Below are 21,637 nucleotides of genomic sequence, written 5' to 3' on the forward strand. Positions count from 1 at the left end.
GTATTCGGAAAAAGGGGACAAATTTAGGGTTCCGTTGTTTTGAATGTTTTGATTATTGCCCGGGCAATCAAAAAGATCGCCAAACCACCTATTAGTTAGGTAGTTGGCGATCTTTTGTCTGAACAGGCAGGTTGACCTGATATTATTTATCCTTATCCTTATCATTAAAATTCCCGTGTATTTTAATTGATACAGCTGGACTCGTTATGCCTGCATAGGAAGCGCGGACGGTCACATCCCCCTTAGCCAACGTGCGTAACTCATGGTTAGCCGTAATGATCGCTAACTTTTCGTCACTTGAAGTAAACGTCGTAAATGCAGTTAAGTCAAAAGTACGGCCATCTGCATAAGTTCCGATTGCTTTTAGCTGAGCAGTCTCACCTGTTTTAAGCTTATCTGGCAGTTCTACAATTTGAATGCTTACAGGAGTAGCCGGTACGACCTGGACTTCGATCTGAGCAGATTTACCGTTGTAAATGGCTGTAATTAGGGTACTGCCCACTTTATGCGCTGTTAAGGTACCGTTCGCTTCAATAGAAGCAACCTCGGATGCACTCGAATTAAAAGTCACGCCTGACATAATGTCAGCACGAGATCCGTTGGTGTACTGACCGCTCACTTCCAGTTTGACAACTTCACCAACTTTAAGCTTGCTTGGCCCATTTACCGCAATTTGAGTTAAGACGATGTTGCTATCGTTGTAATTATGGAATTGCATGTTAGGGTAATACGCATTCAAAATCTTGTCATAGCTCCACCCCATACCGCCAAGCATCGAGGCGCCGAATTGGCTCATCCCTACGCCATGACCGTTGCCCCCTCCAAAGAAGGTGACACCTGCCGCTGCACCATTCGCATCTTTTGTAATGTCAAACGTAAAGAAAGCAGAGTAGAGGATGCTTGGATTTTTCAGTGTTGCACTGGCGTCATAGTCAGTAGCGCCACCTTTCGCCCGATAAGCTAAAATGTCAGCTCCTCCTGTATAAACTTTACTTGGTCGAATGGTAAAACGGATATTAAATTCTTTGATGATCTTGTAAGTTCCAGTGGTTCCTTCAACGACAAGCTCAGTAATATTGCCGCCTGCACCACGTTTAGCAACGTACATATTTTTGAAAGTGCCAATGCCTTCAGCAGGGATCGCAAGGCTTTGGAAGGAGCCGTCTGCTGTACGCGTTAGGATGAAGTTAGGATCAGCAGCATATCTCAAACCTAAGTTGGCATTGATCGTTTTTTCAAGTTCTAGATTGGTCATACTTACTTTCCAACGGAAATACAAGGAGTCGGAATCGTACCCTTTATATGCAAGGTTTTTGTAAAAAGATTTAACAGCCTCTTCATCTTGTGTATTCATTTGGAATAGCTTACTGCTGTCAGCTAAGTCGAAGGTATAGCTGCCTGCAGTTAAATACGGAAGCGGAGTTCCCGGGAACTTATTCGTAACAGCGTCAGACCAAACTTCATGTTTAGAAGCGCCGAAACCGCCTGAAGTGGAGTAGAAACGGGCGTCAACTAAATCTTGACCGCTCATCATGATTTGACCTGCAGTTGCGTTGATGGCTTGCGTAGTCAATGTATTCTCTGCTGAATTGTTATACACTTGGCTGAGCGTACTATCATCAATATGAAAACCTTGATCTGCGAATCGGTTGGATAAATAATCAGTCAACGCATAAGTTCTAGCTGCTACTGCCTGCGCCTTCAAGGCTTCTATACCAAAGCTGGCAGGCATTTCACTAGGAACGACTTGGTATAAGTATTCTTCCATGCCTACTTCATTCACTACGCGCAGCTTATCTTTGTCAGGGTTCAAGAATAGTTCCATGACCCCACGGTATTGTGGCGGCGTGCTTAGCGCTCTTTTAATAGAGGATAATTCTAATTTCTGTGCTTGGCTGGCAGGTGTTGCATAGAGTCGATTGGAGGTCGCATATAAGTCTGCGCCGTTTACAGTTACTTTCATTTTCCCGTTATCAGGGCTAACGGAAAGTAAACTTCCAGCTGGAATATCCATCGTATGATTGGCAATTCGATCGATCAGTTGAAATCCTTGCGTCGATTTAAGATCAACTTTGGCGTGATTCAGCTGCGTCATATCCGCAATGTTGGAAATATCAAAACGTATCCCTACACGCATCACGTTCATCGGAGTTTCGCCTTGAAGGACAATTCGGGAAACTTGACCTGCCGTATTTTTGTAAACTTCGGCATTTTTCGCTCCGACCATAACATCGCCTAAGCTTTTGGTAAACCATTGCCCATTCACATTTTGAAAGACGTCGGTATGTTCAGCTAAAGGAAGAGTACCTGCGAATTCTAGTTCAAGCGTATGCGTATTCATATTTTTGGATACGATCTTTTCTTTCAAGGGGGAAAGCTCAATCGTTTCACCATGGGCAACTGATAAAGCGCTTACAGACCCGAATGCTAAAAGCATGCAAAATAGCAACAGAAGAGGGCGGAAAACAAAAGGTTTCATTTCTTTAGTAGGCTCCTTTGTGTTTCTAAATTTTGAAATAAAATTTCATAATGACGATAAACTTTTGAAATTTTTTGAAATTTTAATTCAAAACCTAGTATAACTGGGATTGTTTCACATGCCCATATGTCCCAAATACTAGAAATGATTCGACAAAAACTGAAAAATAGGTCTGATGTAACGGTTTCAGTCAAAGCTAATTGGATAAAAAAAAGATGCACTTCTGCATCTTTCATTGCTTTATTCAGAGGGGCCTCTTGACGGCCATGACTTCCATCTTGTCATTATAAGCAATGGCATACCAAGGCTCAGACGCCGTCTCCTTATTCACTTGAATGTCGATCTCCCATGGAGCCTCATAACTGACGCCAAGAAGCTGATTCCCTTGGTAAATCGCAATCGCAAATGGGGGTTTCCCCTGCTCATTTTCAAGCTTAGGATAGACTAGAACAGTTTGCTTCCCTGTTGGCAGAGATGACCCTAAGACCGGTGTATAGCGATATTGTATGGGATTCACACCCGGCTCGACCTTGCTTAGAAACCAATCGGATGCAATCAATCGCTGATAATAGCCGTCCATGAACGGATTTTCGCCGATGTCGTACACATAGGTTCCGTTCGTTCGAACGGCCTGAGCGCGGCTGAAGTTAAAGTAGGTAATCGCTTTTACTTGGGGAAATAGGCGCGGCAGCAGGCCGTACATGTACCCCAACTGGTCTTCTGCCCAGCGCCAATAAGCTTGGTTCGTAGGCAAGTAGGTGTGAGCGACAGCCCCCTCTGAAATCATAATAGGCTTATGGCTATAGCGACTGTACAGAGGGGCGAACGTATCGATTACGGTGCCTTTGAGTTGTTCTTTGCCAGACGAGTAAGGCGTGCTGTATAAGGAGAAACCCACCCAATCTACGTAAGCGTCACCTGGGTAATAGGTATCAATCGTATCTGGCGGCCAAAAGTTAGGGGACCACACCATAGCGACATTCGGCGCTTCTTCGGCCATGATGTCGTGAACGAGCCGAAATTTCGCGATATATTTCTGAGGTTCACCGTGCCACGGCACCCATTCACCGTTCATCTCCGATGCATAGCGCAGGAAGATAGGAATACCAGAGGCTTTGGCTTCTCGTGCAAAACGACGGACATATTCATCGTCCTGAACGTCGTCTAAGCCGAAGCGCGGCTCCCAACCGATCTGGAGCGCACCGCCAAGATCCTTGACTCTTTCCGCAGTCCGTGCGGGGAAATACGTGTTGGTGTCGGTCTGCACTTTCCGCCAACCGACATAAGACAAGTAGAGCGCGTGTTTGCGGCCGTATACGTCTTCGATCTTCGTGACATCGTAGCCGACCCTGCGATCTGCGCCGAGCATACCAATATAAACCCCTGATGCAGGCTCATGTTTGGCTAAAGCAGATGGGGTTTTAGCTTGCTCCGTCAAGGGCGTACGAATATATAGCTCCATGTTCGATGAAGGAGTTGAAAGGCTAGTCAAACTAGCGTTAACAGAAGTTGTCGATGGAAGCCCCGCTGAGAAGACAGCCATTCGATCCCGATAAGCAGCTGCCGTTTCAGATTGTCCCGCTTGCTCGGCTTTTTTCTCTTGATTGCTCCAAAAAGTAGCAATATCCAGCTGTTTCGGCGTTGCAGGAGTGGGCAAAACCGTAGGTTGTAAAAGATCAACAGCAGGCTCAGCCTGTTTTCGCTCAAACTCTACTATGTTGGCATCTATGGATAATAGGGTAATGGCGATGAAACCCGCCAAACCGAGAAGGGATCCGAATGTCCAGACGATCTTTTTTTGCATGTGACAGGTTCCTCTCACTAGGGATGAATACGAAAGGCAGTACATTAATTGTATGCCCAAACCTGAGAGACGGTCAATGGAGAACCCGCGTACGAAAAAGTTGTATTGCAACTTTGAGAAAGAGAGGCTACAATTTTTAGTAAATTCGTTGTCGGACTGGATGGTGAGCTAGGTTTGAAAATGCCTTTCATTTCACGTCTTTTCAATAGTCGCAAAAGTGCACTTTCGACGATCATCGCCTCCAATTTATTTATCCTACTGATTCCGCTTGCTATGGGTCTTTTTTTGTATGCAAAAGTGGAAGAAAGCATGGAGCGGAGCACGACTAGATCCAATGTGGCGATGCTAGAGCAGTTAAAGTTGTCCCTCGATAATAAATTATCGGAAGTAGATACGCTCATGCGCCAGGTTGTGTTTGATCCAAAGCTGGATTATATGCTTAGAATTCCTGCGAACTCGACAGATGCGGACAAATACGAGTTTATTCAATTCATGCGGGACAAAATGAGTAAATATCACAGCATGACCAGCAGCTTCATTTTAGATTACTACGTATATTTTGCAAGCAGTGATTCGATTGTTAAATCGGACCTGGTGACGAACTCGCGGATCTTTTATTCCCTCTATTACTCGTACAAGAACATGTCTTACAATGGATGGCTTGAGCTTTTGGACAAGGAACATAATATGTCGTACTTGCCGCTCACTTCCGTTTCCAACGGATCAGATGCCATGACCAAAGATGTGGTTACCTATATACAATCGCTACCCATTCATTCGCAATCTCAAAATCTCGGCAGCTTTATCGTATTGATTGACGTCGATCAGGTGAAGCAATTGTTTGCGCAGATGGAATCGGCCAACCATAGCTTAGTCTACATCATTGATGATGCAGGAAAAACGATTATGAGCAATAGTGAGACACCGTTTCCGTCCGACTTGCTAGCGCGTATTCATGGGAGCACGCAGCCATTTGATTACCGATTGGCGAATGTAGATCAAGTGGTGTCCGTGACCTCCTCACAAAAAGCAGGTTGGAAATATGTATCCATTATGCCGAACGATGTTTTCATGCAGCAGGTCAATCAAATTAAGAGCTGGTCAATCGGTTTATTCATTTTATGCTTGGTTTCCGGTCTCATTGCGGTCAGTATCGGGGTCTATCGTACGTACAAGCCTCTACAAAAAACGGTGAAGGCAATTATGTCTGGCAAAGATTTGCTACAGCGCCCTTTATCGAATGAATATGAGTTTATTAGGCTAACTGTTGAAGGTTCTATCCATGAAGAGAAGCATCTGAGAAGCACATTGGCGCAGCAAACGCCTTTTATTCGAGCCAATTACTTGTCCCGTCTGCTGAATGGTCATATGGATGTGGATATTTCGGCAGCTAATGGCGATTCACTTCAGTTTATGGATCTTAAATTTGTTAGCGACCGTTTTGCAGTCGTGATCGTGAAAATTGAAGATTTTCATGTTCAGGGAGAAGATGATGAGCAGCAGTGGGCGCATGCTAGATTTATCGTAGCGAATATTGGCGCAGATCTTATCGCGGTGAATCATCGAGGTTTTTCACTGGAGCTTGACCGGGATCGTATAGCACTACTCATTAACCTAACAGCGAATTCGGAGGAAATTGCGAAAGCGGATATTCGGGAAATTGCGGAATCGCTCTTTACCATCACATCGCAACGATTCCAAATCGGCTTATCCATTGCGGTTGGCGGGATCCACGAGGGCCCCAAAGCCATTCGCGACTCTTACCCGGAAGCGCTGGCTGCGCTTGAATATCGATTGATTCAGGGGAAACATACGATTATTTATTTCCAGGATATTGTCGATGTGAAGCAGCATTATTATTACCCACTGGAAATTGAGATTCAGTTAATTAATTTTGTACGGAGCGGCGATGCCGAAAATGTCGAGAAATTACTCGATAAAATATATTCGATGAATTTTGATGCCAGTCATATCACGCCAGAGTTGGGCAAATGTTTGTTTTTTAACGTGACGAGTACACTCTTGAAAATTGTGAACTCGACAAATACGAATCAGGAAGAAGTGCTTGGCGTAGACTTCGATCCGATCAAAGAGGTTTTCAGTTATCCAACGGCGCAAGGCATGTATACGAAAACAAAGGAGCTATTCGAGACGCTGACCCGTTCGTTTAATCTCGAGCGCTCCGACCACAGTCAACTTAGACTGCAGGAAATTGTGCGTATTGTGCATGAAAATCTAGGAGATTCGAGCCTTGGTGTTGCCCAAATTGCGGAGCGTATCCAGATGACACCGCAGTACCTGTCCACCTTTTTCAAAAAACATCAGGGGCAGAATTTACTCGATTACATTACGACAAAACGGATTCAGCTCTCAAAGCAATTAATGGAGAACAAAGAACTGACGATTGTGCAGATCGCACAGAAGATTGGGTACAATAATGATGTCGTTTTCATCCGAGCTTTCAAGAAGTTAGAGGGTGTAACGCCTGGCAAATACCGTGAGACGAGCTTACCGGAGAGTACCGGCTCAGACACATAACGAGCAGCCTCTTGGGGCTGCTTGTTTCTTTAATAAATAGCTACTGCCGATTTCTAATACGGACTGATCATTTCTCACAAGTCCCGTATTTCTTAGGAAAATACAACGAAAACGAGAACTAGGCAGTATTCAGATTCTGGCTGGAGAAGCATACTTGGGAACAGGTGCTGACGACGATCATCGGTACCAACGAAAGTTAAGCGTTACTCAAAATAAAGGGAGGCTTAAACAATGAAGAAAACATTGAAACAAGTAGGGTCTGTTGTATTGCTTTCTGCACTAGTCATTTCAGTAAGCGCATGTGGTGACGATACAGCTAGTACAAGCACATCGACAGCACCGCAATCAAGCGCGGAAGCTCAACCGCCGAAGCTGACCAAATTGACGTATTGGGTACCGAATCACTCTGCAGCCTCAGGTCAAATGAAAACGTACGCTGAAATGGGCATGTATAAGGAACTCGAAAAAGCTACTGGGGTAAAGGTAGACTTCCAGCATCCACCGCTCGAGGTTCCGCAAGCGCAAGAGCAGTTTAACCTAATGATTGCGACGAACGAGCTTCCGGATGTCATTGAAGCGAGCTGGGGAGCAACAAGCGGTGCCGTTATTCGCTATCCGGGAGGCCCGGAAAAAGCGATTTTAGATAAGAAAATCATTAAGCTGAACGATCTTATTGATAAATATGCACCGAACCTGAAGAAGCTGCTTGCCGCTCATCCCGATTGGAAAAAGCAGATTTCAACGGATGAAGGAAGCATCTATGCGTTCCCGTTCTTACGTGGTGATGATAAAGTCAGAGTATTTTTTGGTCCATCAATCCGCCAAGATTGGCTGGATAAGTTGGGCTTGAAGATGCCGACGACCATCGATGAATGGTACACCGTGCTGAAAGCTTTTAAAGAAAAAGATCCAAATGGCAATGGTAAAGCGGATGAGATTCCAATTTATCTAGATAAAAATTTATTCTCGACCGATGCTCCTTTCCTTGGCGCATGGGGTATTAACTACAGCTTCTATCAAGATGGCGGCACTGTAAAATACGGCCCGATTCAGCCTGAATATAAAGAATTCCTGGCAACCATGAACAAATGGTACAAGGAAGGTTTACTGGATAAGGATTTCGCAGCTCCTAACGATAAATTATTCGATAACAAAATGACAACCAACCTCTTGGGTGCAACGGCTTCCTTTAATGGCGGAGGCATTGGGAAATATGCGGGTCTCATGAAGGATAAAGATCCTAAATTCGATTTGGAAGCGGCTCCGTATCCTGTATTGAAAGCTGGTGACAAAGCGATTTGGGGACAAAAGGATTTTGCCTATAACGGTGTTGGGGCAGCTATTTCGTCAGCCAATAAAAACCCAATCGAAACGGTGAAGTGGCTCGATTACGCTTACGGAGAAAAAGGCGATCTGCTGTTTAACTACGGTGTAGAAGGCACGAGCTATAAGATGGAAAACGGCAAAGCAACCTTCTTACCGGAGATTCTGAACCCGCCAGCAGGTACAAGCATTCAGCAGTCGATTGCCAAATATAATCGGGCTACATGGAGCGCGCCTTTCGTTCTTAGCGATAACTTCCAACTGCAATATTTGGCTCTGCCGCAGCAGAAGAAAGCTTTGGAAATCTGGTCGAAGCCAACAGCTGAACGCAAAATACCACTCGTTTCTCCGACGCAGGATGAAAGCAGTAAATTCGCTTCTATCGTGACAGATATCCAAACGTATCAAGATGAAATGCTCTTGAAATTCATCATGGGCGTAGAACCGATTGATAACTTTGATTCCTATGTGAAAAAAATTAAGAGCATGGGTATTGATGATGCGATCAAAATCCAGCAAGGGGCTTTGGAGCGTTTCAATAAACGCTAAGGAAGCGTTGGGGGATGAACAGCGGATATGGTTTATCCCCCTTTTCTAATATAGAAACTGTGAAAGAAAGGGTAGGGAGACGATGAGGCAAAGCCAAACACCAGTTGAGGCCGTGCAGGCCGTAAATATAAAGAAACCCTATCGCAATCCGACTGTGCTGGGAACCATACGTGGGGATTTGAAACGGCATTGGTCCATTTATGTGATGGCCCTTCCCGTTATTGCGTATTACTTAATTTTTCATTATGGACCGATGTACGGACTGCAAATTGCCTTTAAAGATTTTTCTCCGGCGAAAGGGATTCTAGGTAGTCCATGGGTTGGATTTAAACATTTTGATAGCTTCTTTAACGGGATTTACTTCTGGCGATTAATCAAAAATACGATCTTAATTAACCTGTACGATCTGCTGTTCGGCTTCCCGGCAGCCATCATTCTGGCCTTATTGCTTAACGAAATCCGCCATAGTGTGTTTAAAAGAATTGTGCAGTCAATCTCCTATTTGCCGCACTTTATCTCGATTGTTGTTGTGGCGGGGATGATGATTGACTTTTTAAGCCGCAATGGTCTTATAAATCAAATTATCGGCAGCTTTGGTATTGAACCTATTGATTTCTTGCAAAAGGAAGGTTGGTTCCGTTTCCTATTCGTTTCTTCTGGTATTTGGCAAGGGATCGGCTGGGGCTCCATCGTATATTTGGCGGCAATGTCGACCATTGATCCGACGCTGTATGAAGCGGCCAGGATGGATGGCGCAAACCGTTGGAAGCAGACGCTGTACATCACGATTCCGGGCATTATGCCGACGATCGTCATTCTGTTTATTTTACAAATGGGCAATATGCTGACGGTTGGTAGTGAAAAGGTACTCTTGCTGTACAATCCATTGACCTATGGAACGGCAGATGTTATTTCAACCTATGTCTATCGCAAAGGGGTATTAGAAGCAAGTTATAGCTTTACAGCTGCTGTCGGGCTATTCAACTCGGTTATTAGTTTTATTCTAATCATTGCCGCCAATAGCTTCGTTAAGCGTATCAGCGAGAACAAACTGTGGTAAGGAGATTTGCACATGAAATTAACCAGTGGGGAACGAACATTTGGCTACTTCAATATTTTGTTGATGCTCGTGCTTTGCGCCGTCACCCTATATCCGTTTTTATACGTGGCATTCGCTTCGGTTAGCGATGCAACATCCTTGCTGCAGCATCGGGGTATTATGCTCAAACCAGCAGGATTAGATTTTGGCGCCTACAAAGCGGTTTTCCAGAACCCGATGATTGTGAAAGGGTATCAGAATACGCTGCTATATGTCGTACTTGGTACGGCGATCAACCTGTTCATGACAGCAATTGGTGCCTATGTATTGTCGAGGCCGAATTTGTATTTTAAAAATATCATCATGTTTTTCATCGTTGTGACAATGGTGTTCCATGGGGGACTTATTCCGAGTTACCTGCTCGTCAACGATCTCGGCATGATGAATACGATGTGGGCTATTCTCATTCCAGGTGCGATCAACACGTTTAATATGATCATTATGCGTACTTCTTTTCAAGGCATCCCCGTCAGTCTGGAGGAATCCGCTAGAATGGATGGCGCAGGCGATTGGAAAATATTATTTCGAATTGTCATTCCGCTTTCCATGCCGGTTATTGCCGTAATGATTTTGTGGTATGCGGTTGGGCATTGGAATTCCTACTTCAACGCGCTGGTTTATTTGCGGAATAGGGAAGCCTATCCCCTGCAGCTCGTGCTCCGTGAAATTTTGATCTCTAACAATACGGATTCAATGATGGCAGGTGGAGGCGATGACAAGTATGCCATCGGAGAAACGATCAAGTATGCGGCGATCATGGTCTCGACACTCCCTATCATTTGCTTGTATCCGTTTCTTCAGAAGTACTTCGTTCAGGGTGTCATGATTGGAGCGATTAAGGAGTAGAGAGAAGCGAATTGATCAGGATATGGAGTCAGAAGGAGAGATACGTGTGAGAGGCGTAATATTCGAAAATGCTCCAAGCAGCTGGAACGAGGCTTTACCGATCGGTAACGGTCATTTTGGGGGCATGGCGTATTTCGAGGATAACAAGCTAACGTTAGCGCTTAATCATTACGAGGTTTATTATCAGAAGCTTCATCGGTACAGTAAGAAGGTTCGTAACGGGGAAGGGCAGGATTTCACGCTCCAATATGGACGGACATTTGATGAACTGCGCACGTTGGCAGCAGATCGGTATCGCGATCCCGAGCAGGAGCCAGTTGTGTTATATGGCGATGCGTTAAATACGAACAGTATGTATAGAAAATATGGCAAGCCGTCCGGTGGGACCTCACACTATCCGACGGGTGAAATTGATATCTATCCGTCTAAAGCTCTCACCGAGCCTGACTATTATTCGCTTGGACTAGATGTGGAGAAGGCTGTCGTTCAGTTGCATGTGGAAAAGGATCAGAACAAGCTTGACGTGAGCACGTTAATTTCCCAAGATGGCGATTATGTCATCACCTCAATCCATCAGTCGAAGGCTTCCTTGTTACCAGCAATCGCGATGTCTGTACCCGCCAGAAGATATGTAGATATGCAGGTTTCCTATCATCAATGGAGTGAAAACTCGTTCTACTACCTGGGTTCTTTTTATCCAGATGGTGAAGATAAGGAACACAATGCTCCATTCTCCTTCATCGTGATGATGAAGATTATCGGGGCGAAAGGGAAACCTGCTGCTAGTTTCAACGAGCGTCTAGACATTACCCTCCAGGATGCGGAAGAAAACATAACCCTGCTTACAACGGTGGTCACGGAGGAGGAAACGAAGGAACTGCTTCCTACTGCGCTGAGAAGATTAGATGAGGCATCGTCACAAGTACAGCTCAAGTTAGACCATCATCAAGCACATTGGCGCAGCTTCTGGTCACGTTCCTCCATCACCTTGCCGGATAAAATGATTGAAGAACTCTGGTATATCAATTTATACGCAATCGCTTGCTCTAGCGGAAAAGGTGGCAGAATGCGCGAGCAAGCATGCGGCTTGAACGGTTTGTGGGATATTAAACAGCCGACCAAATGGGGCAGCATGTGGTATTGGGACGTGAATATTCAAGCGGCATTTTGGCCGCTTTATACGGCTAACCACCTTGAAGTTGCAGAAGCGTTCAACGATGGGCTTTTATCCTACGTTGATCTAGCAACGCAGATGTCAAAGCAGTTTCACGGTCTTGAAGGCGTTGCTGGCGATTACCCGCATGCGCTGTATGTCAGTATTTGGCCTTGGTGTGCTCAGTTTCTGTGGGATTATTATCGCTACAGTATGGACCACGATTTTTTACGCGAAAAGGCGTACCCGCTGTTTAAGCAGATTGCCCGTTTTTTTGAAGGCTATTTGCAAGTGAACGGGGAAACGGGACGCTATGAGATATTTCCGGATATTTCGCCGGAGCAGGGTCCTTTGACTCGCAACTCAACCTGCAGCCTGTCTGTGGTTAAATATGTGTTGAAGATCGCGATGGGATCGAATGTGCTGCTTGGTGAGGATGAGGCGGATCAGCTGAGATGGAAGCAGCTTGTACATAATTTGGCGCCCTATCCAACAGCCGATTCAAAACGCTATGGGGATGTCCTGATGGATTCCGAATGGGCACCTGTAGACTTGCATTTGCGGCATCCTTCGCTGCTTATGCCGATTTATCCGATTGGAGAAATCAACAAAGATAGTGAGCCTATATGGAGAAAAAGGGCAGAGAACACGCTACGTTATGCGGAAAACCACACGGAATACGGCATGTTTCAGTTCGGCTGGCTTTCTTGTGCCGCTTCTAGATTGGGCAAAGGCAATACAGCGCTTAGGCTGTTGTATGAGCAAGGCATCGATTTGTCGCTTAGGAGCAACGGCTTGTTTGCAGAAGAAACCGAACGCTGGATGAACTACTGCAACATTACGAATGAACCGTTATACCATCCGCACATGATGGAGGCTTCGGGTGAGATGGTGGCTGCGGTGAACGAAATGCTGCTGCAAAGCTACGACAGCGTGATCGAAGTGTTCCCAGCGTTGCCATCAGGCGAGCCTGAACAGGAACGGACGATTGGTTTGTATGATCATGCGGTAGCATCGAATGTAAAGCAATATGAGAAATGGAGCGATTGCTCCTTTCAGGGATTGCTGGCTGTAGGCGCTTTTGAAGTGAGTGCAGAGCGGAAAGCGGGGCGTACGACTTGGGTGACGATTCGAAGCAGAGCAGGGAACAAGGTGGAACTGCGCAATCCCTTTCATGCGAGCAAACAAGTGCTTGTGTCCCGCAAAATGGGGTCATCGTGGATTGCAGTGGATTTTGTTCAGGACAATGACCGAATTTCATTTGTGACGGAGCCGGGAGGGGAGTACGCCTTGTATCCACACACGGAATCCTACCTACCGGAGCTATATGACGTAGATTCTGATGGCCAAACGGGCGAGAAGAGCAAACCCTTGGTGCATGAAGCCCACACCCATCGGAGAGTGTTTCTCGGCAAAAACCAAGACACACTGCACTACAGAACGCTGGACCATTTTACTTTTGACTATTACTCGGGCAATTACCGTGAATCTAGACTGGCTGCGTATCGGCTTGATTTTGGAGTGGCTTCTCATTTGCTGGAGAAAGATTACCTTCGTGTACTGCCAAGACAGGTTCATATGGAAGGTGTCCTCGGGCAAACATTCCGTAAAATAACGCCAGAGACCGTGTTTAATCCTTACACAGGAATCGGATGGGAGAGCAGAGATCTCATTGCTCATGATCGCGGAGAGCCTGACGAGCTGCGCAGAGATTTTATCGGCGGAACGAGTGAAGCCACATTTATTGTAGAGCTTCCGAAGGGGCGTTATGATGTGCTTTTCGTAACTGGCGATGAGGAGGCGGCATCTTACACGGAGGTTGAAGTCGCCCAGCAAAGCACGTGGAAGCCGGATAGAGAGCTTAGGGCTGGCGAATTTGTCACTGAGATCCTGCCTATCACACAGAGAAAGGACGGATATGCAAAAATTAGATTTCGCACCTGTGAAGGCCTGCAATGGCGAGTAAATGCGTTGATTATTAATAAAAATTACACGTATTTATGAATGCTTTTAACTGAGAACCTTCACTGGGACATACAGATATGTCAGAGTTACCGTAACGGGCTCCAGCTACAGTGGTGGAATTGCCTCGGCGTATGAGTTCAAGGTATATAATTAATGGAAAGGGAGCTAAGCGGCGTGTTTGCTGCTTGGCTCCTTTTTTTTGCTTTGTTTACGTCAAAAATGCAAAAATACACTCATTTTATGGATATATACGTAAAAACAGGTGAATTAGTGCAAAAGTACAACCTTTTGCATCGAAAGGTGCCAAAATGAGGCGTACCGACAGAAATAGTTGCACTTTTGCAAGCATTTCGTATCGCGAGATTGCTGAGGCAGAAATAGTTGCACTTTTGCATCTTTGGTATGCGAATCGACCGTGAGCAATCCGCCATATTTGCGTTATCTCACGGAGCGAAAGTAGATTGATATCCCTTTATGGTATAATGTCTGTGACCAAAAGAAGGGAAGGTTACGTATGACAATCTTTCATTACAATCAAGAACGCTTATTTCGGAATGATCCGGATCTTCATTTAATGCATTGGGGCAAAGAGGATTGTAGACCTGGTCATGCTGTTGGGCCTGGGGTACGTGATATGTATAAGATTCATCTTGTACATAAAGGAAAAGGACTTGTTCGTGTCGGAAATGAGACGCATCAGCTGAATCCAGGGCAAGGCTTTCTTATCTACCCGCATGTGATTAGCTATTATGAAGCGGATCAGGCTGAACCGTGGACGTACTCGTGGGTTGGCTTTCAGGGGGCGCAAGTGGAATCGATCGTAGCTCGAACACGTTTATCGCCCGAACATGCTGTCTTTCCGATGGACTGGAAGGTCATGCCAACGATATATGAACAATTAACGGAGGCAAATGCTCATGCGAACAGTGGAGATTTGCAGATAAAAGCAATCTTGTATTCGTTTATGACCGCCTTACTTGAAGTCGCTCCCGCAACTTCTAGCGGAGATGTTATTACCAATAAATGGGATGTGTATACAATTCAAAGTATGGAGTTCATTCATGCTCATTACAATGAGCATATTTCGATTGAGGGGCTAGCTTCGTTTCTCAAGCTGGATCGCAAATATTTTTCGGCCATTTTCAAAGAAGCGACAGGGCTGCCTCCCCAACAATATCTCTTGCAATATCGGATGAATAAAGCAAGTGAATTGCTGGAGAAGAGCAACTATGCCATCGGAGAAATTGCGAATTCAGTCGGCTATCAGGATCAACTAATTTTCTCCAAAATGTTCAAACGTGTAAAAGGCGTTTCGCCTAAACAATATCGGAATAAAACGTAATTTAAAATGATCTAGAATCCGGCTCTCTTAAGCATTCAGAATCCCATCGATGATGTTCAATTCCTCTTGGGTAAATGAGGGAGCCTTTAACGCGCCAACCGCATCTTCGATTTGGCTGACTTTGCTCGCGCCGATTAAGGCAGAAGTCACACGACCGCCTCGCAGCACCCAAGCTAGCGCCATTTGAGACATTTTTTGACCACGTTCAGCTGCAAGTGCGTTTAATTGTCTTACCTTCGAAATTCTTTCTTCATTAATATCGCTTTCTTTGAGGAACACACTTGCGCCTGCTGCGCGTGAATCCGGGGCAATACCGTTCAGATAACGATCTGTGAGAATGCCTTTAAATAGTGGTGAAAAAGCAATCGAGCCGATGCCTTCTTCATCCAACACATCTTGAAGACCATCCTCAATCCAACGGTTCATCATCGAATAGCTCGGCTGGTGAATGACACAAGGCGTCCCTAGTCGTTTCAGAATTTGGGAGGCTTCTTTCGTTTCCTCAGGCTTGTAATTGGAAATACCAACGTACAGCGCTTTACCCTGTTGAACGATTTGATGTAAAGCAGCCATCGTTTCTTCAAGCGGTGTATTCGGATCTGGGCGGTGATGATAAAAGATGTCGACATAGTCCACTTGCATGCGCTTCAAGCTTTGATCCAGGGAGGCAATTAAGTTCTTCTTGGAGCCCCATTCCCCATAAGGTCCTGGCCACATGTAGTATCCTGCTTTGGTCGAGATGATAAGCTCGTCCCGATATGCTGCGAAATCGCCTTTGAGCATCTTCCCGAACATTTCTTCTGCTGAACCTGGCGGCGGGCCGTAGTTGTTTGCTAAATCGAAGTGCGTAATGCCTAAATCAAACGCGCTCTTAAGCATCGATCTGCCGTTCTCGAACGTGTCAATACCGCCAAAATTATGCCATAGTCCTAACGAAATAGCTGGCAGCCTTAGGCCGCTTCGACCACTTCGGTTGTAGGTCATAGTCTCATATCTAGATGAACTAGCTGAATAACTCATCGTTAAACCTCCTAATAGGTGAATAAGTTACATTGTAGTGAGATTTGTTCCAGATGACAATGTTCATATGGATGTTGTTTATGTCTTAATGTCAGTTGGGGGTATCCGTAATGAATCTACCAAAGAAAGTCATCACCGTCCCCTATGAAGCGCAGCCACGATATGGTATTTTCTATTCCAAACACACGAAATAGGGGTGACTAAGATGACGGAGCAGGAAATCGCCCAGTATTTGGATCAGGTCGCCAAGCAGATTATTGATGCGAAAAGAATCATGAAGGAAAATTGGGAGAGCTACGTCAACGCTCCTTTTGACATTGCTAAGCAGCATTTGGCAAAGGCCGATCAGTTGCTAAAGGATGCACTCATGCTGCAAGCGACTGATGCAGTTGGCAGCATCAACAAGGCGAAGCTTGCATCCTCTCAGGCCATAGATGCTTATCTACATGCGCTGCCCAGCAGAACAGCAGAAGCCCGTGGTGTCTGGTATCGAGCTACAGAACGTAGCCAAGAGGAAGTGAGCCAAACCTTGGATTGCATAAAGGCTGCCGGTTTTAATGAATTGTATCTGGAGACTTGGCTATGGGGATATACGATATTCCCAAGTTGTACCGCAGCTGCGAAACAGATTGAAGAGCAGCATCGCGCTTTTCGCGGGTGGGACCCCTTGGAGGCTTTCGTTCATGAAGGCAAAAAACGGGGAATCGCTGTACACGCTTGGTTAGATGGCTTCATGGTCGGTGTCGATCCTACGGGAGGTCCTGTGCTGCGAGTCTATCCAGCATGGTCTGCGCTTTCGTGCAGGCAAGCTAATTCCGAGAAGCCGATGCCTCAGGCTGGAACGGGTTACTTTTGGCTTGATATAACAAATCCTGATGTGCGCCAGTATTTACTGGATATAATGAAAGAAATCATCACGACTTATGGAGTGGCTGGTATTAATTTGGATTTTATGCGGTTTCCACATACCAATGATGATTGGGAGGACGGCTATTGTTACAGCGCGTATGCTCGTGAAGCTTTTCAAAGTGAGCATGGCATAGATCCGCTTCATATTCATCCAGAGCAGCAAAAGGAGCTTTGGACGACGTGGACGAAGTGGCTCGAGCGAATAGAGGACGATTATATCGCTGAGCTGTACAAGGAGATTAAGGGGATCTCCGCGAAAGTAATCGTATCGGCTGCACCAGAGCTGGGGGCGGAGTCGGATAAAATCGGGAACTGGTCGCAGCACGTTGATGTGGTTATCCCGCAGGCATATTATGACAATGCCACTCAGGTTCGGGAGTCCGTCCAACTGCACCAAAACGAGCTTGCTCCCGGCAACCTTGTGTATAGCGGCATTTACCCGATGTACGCGAAATTAGGGGCGCAGGAAACGGTAGCTCAGGTTCTTGCTGCACGTGATATTGACAAGGGAACCGTTATTTTTGCATTTGGTCAGGCAACCTATGAAACGATACGTGCACTGCGAATGGGTCCGTGGCGAAACGACGCGATTTCTACAGGAATGTTTCCACTGCGGGCGATACAAGCCTTATTGGTAGCGGTCAAAACAGATGTTGAGCAAGTGTATCTGCCACGCAATGCGGTTACTGAGAAAGCGGCGATTGCATTTATCGACACGGTGGATTTGCTTCTTAATGATTTGCAAAGTGATGCAAAGTTGGCAGCATGTGGGGACTGTCTGCTGAAAGCAACAGAAGAGGCGTTGATTCATCCTTCTGTCGCGCTGAAGCTGACAAACACGTTAACAGAAGTGCAAGAGCTTCTACGCTACTCACGGATTAAACACATCGAGTGAAACTAATCGAGCGGGGGCCCCCAATATGAATTTATTAATTGTGGAAGATGAAATCCGTCTCCGAAATGCGTTAGCCAACAATATACCTTGGGATAAGCATGGGATCGAGGTTGTAGGTCAAGCTGGTAACGGTGCGGAGGCGCTTCGTATTATCGATCGTAAAAAGCCTGATATCATCCTGCTCGATCTGCAGATGCCAGAAATGGATGGGCTGACGTTGGCCAGACATCTTCGCCAAGCCGATCCTTTGCTGAAAATCATCGTTCTCAGCGGACATGATGATTTCTCTTTCGCGCAAGAGGCACTGGGTCTTGGTGTGATGAAATATTTGTTAAAGCCAGCAGGTGACGAGGAAATATTGGAGACGGTGCTGGAAGCTGCGGAGAAGCTGCGAAGCGAGCTGGAGCAGCGTCATAACGAGGATGAACTGAAGATGAAGTGGAAGCTTCACCTTCCTCAATTGGTCAATGAGTTTTTTCAGGGCATGCTTAATGGGAAATATGAAGCTTGGGAAATTGATCAGAGATGCAGGGATCTACAATTGGATTTGCCAAAAGATGCTGCGTACGCGGTAACCGTTGTCGATATGGATCCGATTTCGGAGACGGAAAGCCGTTTCAGCAGAAAAGATATGTCACTCCTCCAATTTTCGCTTAGCAGTATTGTGAGGGAAGCCCTATCGGGGATTCGCTGCTGGGTGTCGACCAATTTTGCTGGATGTACGGTCATCATCTATCAACTTGCAAGTGAAGAGGAACCTAATATTGCCCTGCAAAAAATTAATGCCTTAACCGAAAAGCTTCTATTTACGGTAAAAAGCTGCCTCAAGCTGACTGCAAGTGCAGGCATCAGCGGTATGACTGGCGGTTTGTTGGAGATGAACAAGCTTTATGTGCAAGCCGTACGCGCGCTGCAGGATCGCATTGTGCTTGGTCATGACCTGGCGATTCCTTACCGAGCAGAGCAAGGAAGTGAGCCGGAGCTGGCATTTCAGCCCAACCACGAAAAAACGCTGGAAATTGCCCTTGAAACAGGAGATAGCGAAAAGGCGATTGAAGCGTTAGCCGCACTTTGGGATGTCGGGATGGCCAAGGCGGAAACGGTTGATGATATTCGCGAATATATCCTTTATTTTACTTGCTTATTCATCAGCATGATTCAAAAACAGGGCTGGCCGGTGCGCGAAGTCGCTGGCGAGGATTACGTTTATTTTCATAACCACTCGGAGCTGGCGTCGAAGGAACAAATTCTATTTTGGCTGCAGCGAATGATTAAAGCGTATTTAGCCTATGCTGGTCAGCGGCGTAAATCGAGCAGCCACGGTATGATCAAGACAATCTTAAGTCTCGTCGAAAATGAAATTGATCAGGAAATGACGCTGCACGAGGTTGCAGACAGAATGTATGTCAACTCGTCGTATTTAAGCAGACTTTTCAAACAGGAAACAGGTAAAGCCTTCAGTACCTATGTGATGGAACGAAAAATGGAGCGGGCCAAAGCAATCCTGTTGGAAGGCTCGCGCGTGTACGATGCCGCATCAGGCGTCGGGTACAGGGACGTGAGTTATTTTACAAGAGTATTCCGTAAATACTGGGGTGTCACGCCGGGGGAAATACGTAACTAATTTCGATATTTGCCATTCAAAAGCCTTCGCGAGTATCTTCGTGGAGGTTTTTTCTTTTTTCCAATTGAGAAGTTAGTGAGAAGTTATGAAAGTACCAAAACAAGTAATATTCCTCTAATTCGAAAAAAATCGCAGGATGATACACTAGGTTTAGAAAGATAGTACGAAGGGGGAGGCACCTTGAGAGAAACGACCACTACGAAGGAAACCGTCCTAACGATGAATAAAAATGTTAAAAAAAGATATATGCGACAGCTGTGGATCGATGTCAGGAAAGATTGGGATTTATACCTCGCACTCATTCCTGGCATCGCATTTCTCCTGCTATTCAAGTACACGCCAATGTACGGAATTATTATTGCGTTTAAGGATTTTAATATTTTCGATGGAATGGCAACAAGTCCATGGGTCGGCATGAAGCATTTCGATAAGTTAATATCCTCGGCAAGCTTCTTGCAGGTGTTTCAGAATACGTTGTTGATTTCCATATATAAAATCTTGTTTCTCTTCCCACTCCCGATCGTGATTGCAATTCTGCTCAATGAATTGAAAAACATCGCCTTCAAGCGAAGCGTACAAACCGTAGTCTACTTGCCACACTTTTTATCCTGGGTCATCGTCAGCGGATTATTCATTGATTTGCTCTCCACGAATGGCGGAATCGTTAACAAAATTATCGTTTCCATGGGAGGCGAGCCAATCCGCTTTTTCTTAGACAGTCAAATCTTTCGCTCTGTGCTTATCGGGTCGGCAGGCTGGAAGGAAACGGGATGGAATACGATCATTTATCTCGCTGCCTTAGCGAGTATTGATCCCGGTTTGTATGAAGCAGCTAAGATCGATGGCGCGAATAAATGGAAACAAATTATACATATCACGTTGCCTGGCTTAATTCCGATCATTTTACTCATGTTCATTCTGCGTCTCGGCTACGTGCTGGAGGCTGGAACGGAACAAATTCTCGTGATGTACAATCCAAGCGTATACAACGTCGCCGATGTAATCGGTACATATGTGTATCGCATCGGTCTTGGTGAACAAGATTATAGCTTCTCAACCGCTGTAGGGGTATTCGAATCTGTTGTCGCGTTTATTTTGATCCTATCGGGCAATGGTCTGGCTCGAAAGTTTTTTGGACGAGGCATTTGGTAAGGGGGAACATAGATGAGTATACAAAACATGCTGAAACCAAAAACTGCCCGAGGGTCTGCGGGTATCCCTTCATCGCTCGGCGAGAAGATTTTTACAGTCCTCAATCACCTATTCTTTATACTTCTTGGCTTATCGACGATCTTTCCGTTTATTAATCTCATCGCGAAATCGCTGAGCAGTGAGGCGGCAGTCGTTTCGGGGATGGTTAATCTCATTCCAATCGATTTTCAATTAGGCACATATAAATATGTCGCTAGCAACTCCTTGTTTCTGAGTGCTTTCATGATTTCCATTACGGTCACCTTGGTTGGATCACTCATCTCGCTAAGCATGACCACACTTGCCGCCTATCCGCTCTCTAAGCCAAGACTGAGGGGACGAAAGTTTTTCATCCTGATGTTTTTGTTTACGATGCTGTTCAGCGGTGGATTAATCCCAACGTATTTGCTCATGCACAAGCTCCATCTGATTGACAAGCTGCCTGTGCTATTCCTGCCATATATGATTAACGTGTACAACATGCTCATTGTCAAAAACTACTTTGAAAGTCTGCCAGACAGCCTTGAGGAGTCAGCAAAAATGGATGGGGCCAGCAACATGAGAATTCTTTTTCGAATTGTTTTACCTCTTTCCATGCCTGTGCTTGCGACGATTGCATTGTTCTATGCCGTTACGTTTTGGAACGATTACTTTACTTCACTGATCTATATCAACTCGGCAGATTTGAAGCCTTTGCAGCTTTATTTAAAAGAATTGTTCGTCTCATCCACGGACACGTTCATGCGCACCAATGTCGACGCTTCACTCAACGTTTCACCGCAGTCCATTCAGGCGGCATCAATCATTCTAGCTACATTGCCCATCATTTGTGTGTATCCATTTTTACAAAAATATTTTGTTAAAGGTGTTCTTGTAGGCTCTGTAAAGGGTTAAATCTGG

General features: G+C 45.5%; 14 protein-coding genes. 10 read left to right on the forward strand and 4 right to left on the reverse strand.

The features are described 5' to 3' along the window. Positions 1-142 precede the first annotated feature (142 nt). From AC58UX_RS03095 to AC58UX_RS03105, 3 genes are read right to left on the reverse strand one after another with little or no spacing between them, the layout of a single operon-like run. Positions 143-2,437: a SpoIID/LytB domain-containing protein gene (locus tag AC58UX_RS03095; protein WP_497249625.1), complete on the reverse strand. Its 2,295-nt coding sequence runs from the start codon at positions 2,435-2,437 to the stop codon at positions 143-145. Positions 2,438-2,475: 38 nt separating this feature from the next. Further along, a complete protein-coding gene (locus AC58UX_RS03100) occupies positions 2,476-2,715 on the reverse strand; it encodes a hypothetical protein (protein WP_497249626.1) in 240 nt (79 codons plus the stop codon). A gap of 8 nt (positions 2,716-2,723) precedes the next feature. Next, a complete protein-coding gene (locus AC58UX_RS03105; RefSeq protein WP_497249627.1) occupies positions 2,724-4,283 on the reverse strand; it encodes a glycoside hydrolase family 26 protein in 1,560 nt (519 codons plus the stop codon). Between the two features lie 180 nt (positions 4,284-4,463). Here AC58UX_RS03105 and AC58UX_RS03110 point away from each other — a divergent pair, with 180 nt between their 5' ends. The 6 genes from AC58UX_RS03110 (at position 4,464) to AC58UX_RS03135 (ending at position 15,098) form a co-directional block, all read left to right on the forward strand. Next, positions 4,464-6,821, forward strand: a complete 2,358-nt coding sequence (locus AC58UX_RS03110; protein ID WP_497249628.1) for a helix-turn-helix domain-containing protein — start codon at positions 4,464-4,466, stop codon at positions 6,819-6,821. A gap of 231 nt (positions 6,822-7,052) precedes the next feature. Continuing rightward, on the forward strand, positions 7,053-8,693 hold the full coding sequence (locus AC58UX_RS03115) for a type 2 periplasmic-binding domain-containing protein (RefSeq protein ID WP_497249629.1): 1,641 nt from the start codon (positions 7,053-7,055) through the stop codon (positions 8,691-8,693). An 82-nt stretch (positions 8,694-8,775) separates the two neighbouring features. Beyond that, positions 8,776-9,753 (forward strand): ABC transporter permease, encoded by a 978-nt coding sequence (locus AC58UX_RS03120; protein WP_497249630.1) that lies wholly within the window; start codon positions 8,776-8,778, stop codon positions 9,751-9,753. A 12-nt stretch (positions 9,754-9,765) separates the two neighbouring features. Beyond that, entirely contained in the window at positions 9,766-10,638 is an 873-nt protein-coding gene (locus AC58UX_RS03125; protein WP_497249631.1) for a carbohydrate ABC transporter permease, read from the forward strand. Between the two features lie 46 nt (positions 10,639-10,684). After that, positions 10,685-13,795, forward strand: coding sequence for a glycosyl hydrolase family 95 catalytic domain-containing protein (locus AC58UX_RS03130; RefSeq protein ID WP_497249632.1), 3,111 nt, complete (start codon positions 10,685-10,687; stop codon positions 13,793-13,795). A gap of 475 nt (positions 13,796-14,270) precedes the next feature. Beyond that, positions 14,271-15,098, forward strand: coding sequence for an AraC family transcriptional regulator (locus AC58UX_RS03135; protein ID WP_497249633.1), 828 nt, complete (start codon positions 14,271-14,273; stop codon positions 15,096-15,098). Positions 15,099-15,125: 27 nt separating this feature from the next. Here AC58UX_RS03135 and AC58UX_RS03140 read toward each other — a convergent pair whose 3' ends face one another. After that, positions 15,126-16,118 (reverse strand): aldo/keto reductase, encoded by a 993-nt coding sequence (locus AC58UX_RS03140; RefSeq protein ID WP_497249634.1) that lies wholly within the window; start codon positions 16,116-16,118, stop codon positions 15,126-15,128. 205 nt (positions 16,119-16,323) lie between these two features. Here AC58UX_RS03140 and AC58UX_RS03145 point away from each other — a divergent pair, with 205 nt between their 5' ends. The 4 genes from AC58UX_RS03145 (at position 16,324) to AC58UX_RS03160 (ending at position 21,631) form a co-directional block, all read left to right on the forward strand. Beyond that, positions 16,324-17,922 carry a glycoside hydrolase family 10-like protein gene (locus tag AC58UX_RS03145; RefSeq protein ID WP_497249635.1) on the forward strand — a complete coding sequence of 533 codons (1,599 nt, stop codon included), beginning with the start codon at positions 16,324-16,326 and terminating at the stop codon, positions 17,920-17,922. A 25-nt stretch (positions 17,923-17,947) separates the two neighbouring features. After that, on the forward strand, positions 17,948-19,546 hold the full coding sequence (locus AC58UX_RS03150; RefSeq protein WP_497249636.1) for a response regulator: 1,599 nt from the start codon (positions 17,948-17,950) through the stop codon (positions 19,544-19,546). Between the two features lie 219 nt (positions 19,547-19,765). Then, positions 19,766-20,698: an ABC transporter permease gene (locus tag AC58UX_RS03155; protein ID WP_497250036.1), complete on the forward strand. Its 933-nt coding sequence runs from the start codon at positions 19,766-19,768 to the stop codon at positions 20,696-20,698. A 12-nt stretch (positions 20,699-20,710) separates the two neighbouring features. Continuing rightward, positions 20,711-21,631, forward strand: coding sequence for a carbohydrate ABC transporter permease (locus AC58UX_RS03160; RefSeq protein ID WP_497249637.1), 921 nt, complete (start codon positions 20,711-20,713; stop codon positions 21,629-21,631). The last annotated feature ends 6 nt before the right edge of the window (positions 21,632-21,637 follow it).

This window comes from Paenibacillus sp. J22P90 (genome assembly GCF_059692195.1).

What these genes read in the sequence shown, in the direction of transcription:
- AC58UX_RS03120 (WP_497249630.1), top strand. Translation starts at nt 8,776, where the DNA reads ATGAGGCAAAGCCAAACACCAGTTGAGGCCGTGCAGGCCGTAAATATA.
- AC58UX_RS03145 (WP_497249635.1), top strand. Translation starts at nt 16,324, where the DNA reads ATGACGGAGCAGGAAATCGCCCAGTATTTGGATCAGGTCGCCAAGCAG.
- AC58UX_RS03115 (WP_497249629.1), top strand. Translation starts at nt 7,053, where the DNA reads ATGAAGAAAACATTGAAACAAGTAGGGTCTGTTGTATTGCTTTCTGCA.
- AC58UX_RS03105 (WP_497249627.1), bottom strand. Translation starts at nt 4,283, where the DNA reads ATGCAAAAAAAGATCGTCTGGACATTCGGATCCCTTCTCGGTTTGGCG.
- AC58UX_RS03125 (WP_497249631.1), top strand. Translation starts at nt 9,766, where the DNA reads ATGAAATTAACCAGTGGGGAACGAACATTTGGCTACTTCAATATTTTG.
- AC58UX_RS03140 (WP_497249634.1), bottom strand. Translation starts at nt 16,118, where the DNA reads ATGAGTTATTCAGCTAGTTCATCTAGATATGAGACTATGACCTACAAC.
- AC58UX_RS03155 (WP_497250036.1), top strand. Translation starts at nt 19,766, where the DNA reads ATGAATAAAAATGTTAAAAAAAGATATATGCGACAGCTGTGGATCGAT.
- AC58UX_RS03135 (WP_497249633.1), top strand. Translation starts at nt 14,271, where the DNA reads ATGACAATCTTTCATTACAATCAAGAACGCTTATTTCGGAATGATCCG.
- AC58UX_RS03110 (WP_497249628.1), top strand. Translation starts at nt 4,464, where the DNA reads ATGCCTTTCATTTCACGTCTTTTCAATAGTCGCAAAAGTGCACTTTCG.
- AC58UX_RS03150 (WP_497249636.1), top strand. Translation starts at nt 17,948, where the DNA reads ATGAATTTATTAATTGTGGAAGATGAAATCCGTCTCCGAAATGCGTTA.
- AC58UX_RS03095 (WP_497249625.1), bottom strand. Translation starts at nt 2,437, where the DNA reads ATGCTTTTAGCATTCGGGTCTGTAAGCGCTTTATCAGTTGCCCATGGT.
- AC58UX_RS03100 (WP_497249626.1), bottom strand. Translation starts at nt 2,715, where the DNA reads ATGAAAGATGCAGAAGTGCATCTTTTTTTTATCCAATTAGCTTTGACT.
- AC58UX_RS03160 (WP_497249637.1), top strand. Translation starts at nt 20,711, where the DNA reads ATGAGTATACAAAACATGCTGAAACCAAAAACTGCCCGAGGGTCTGCG.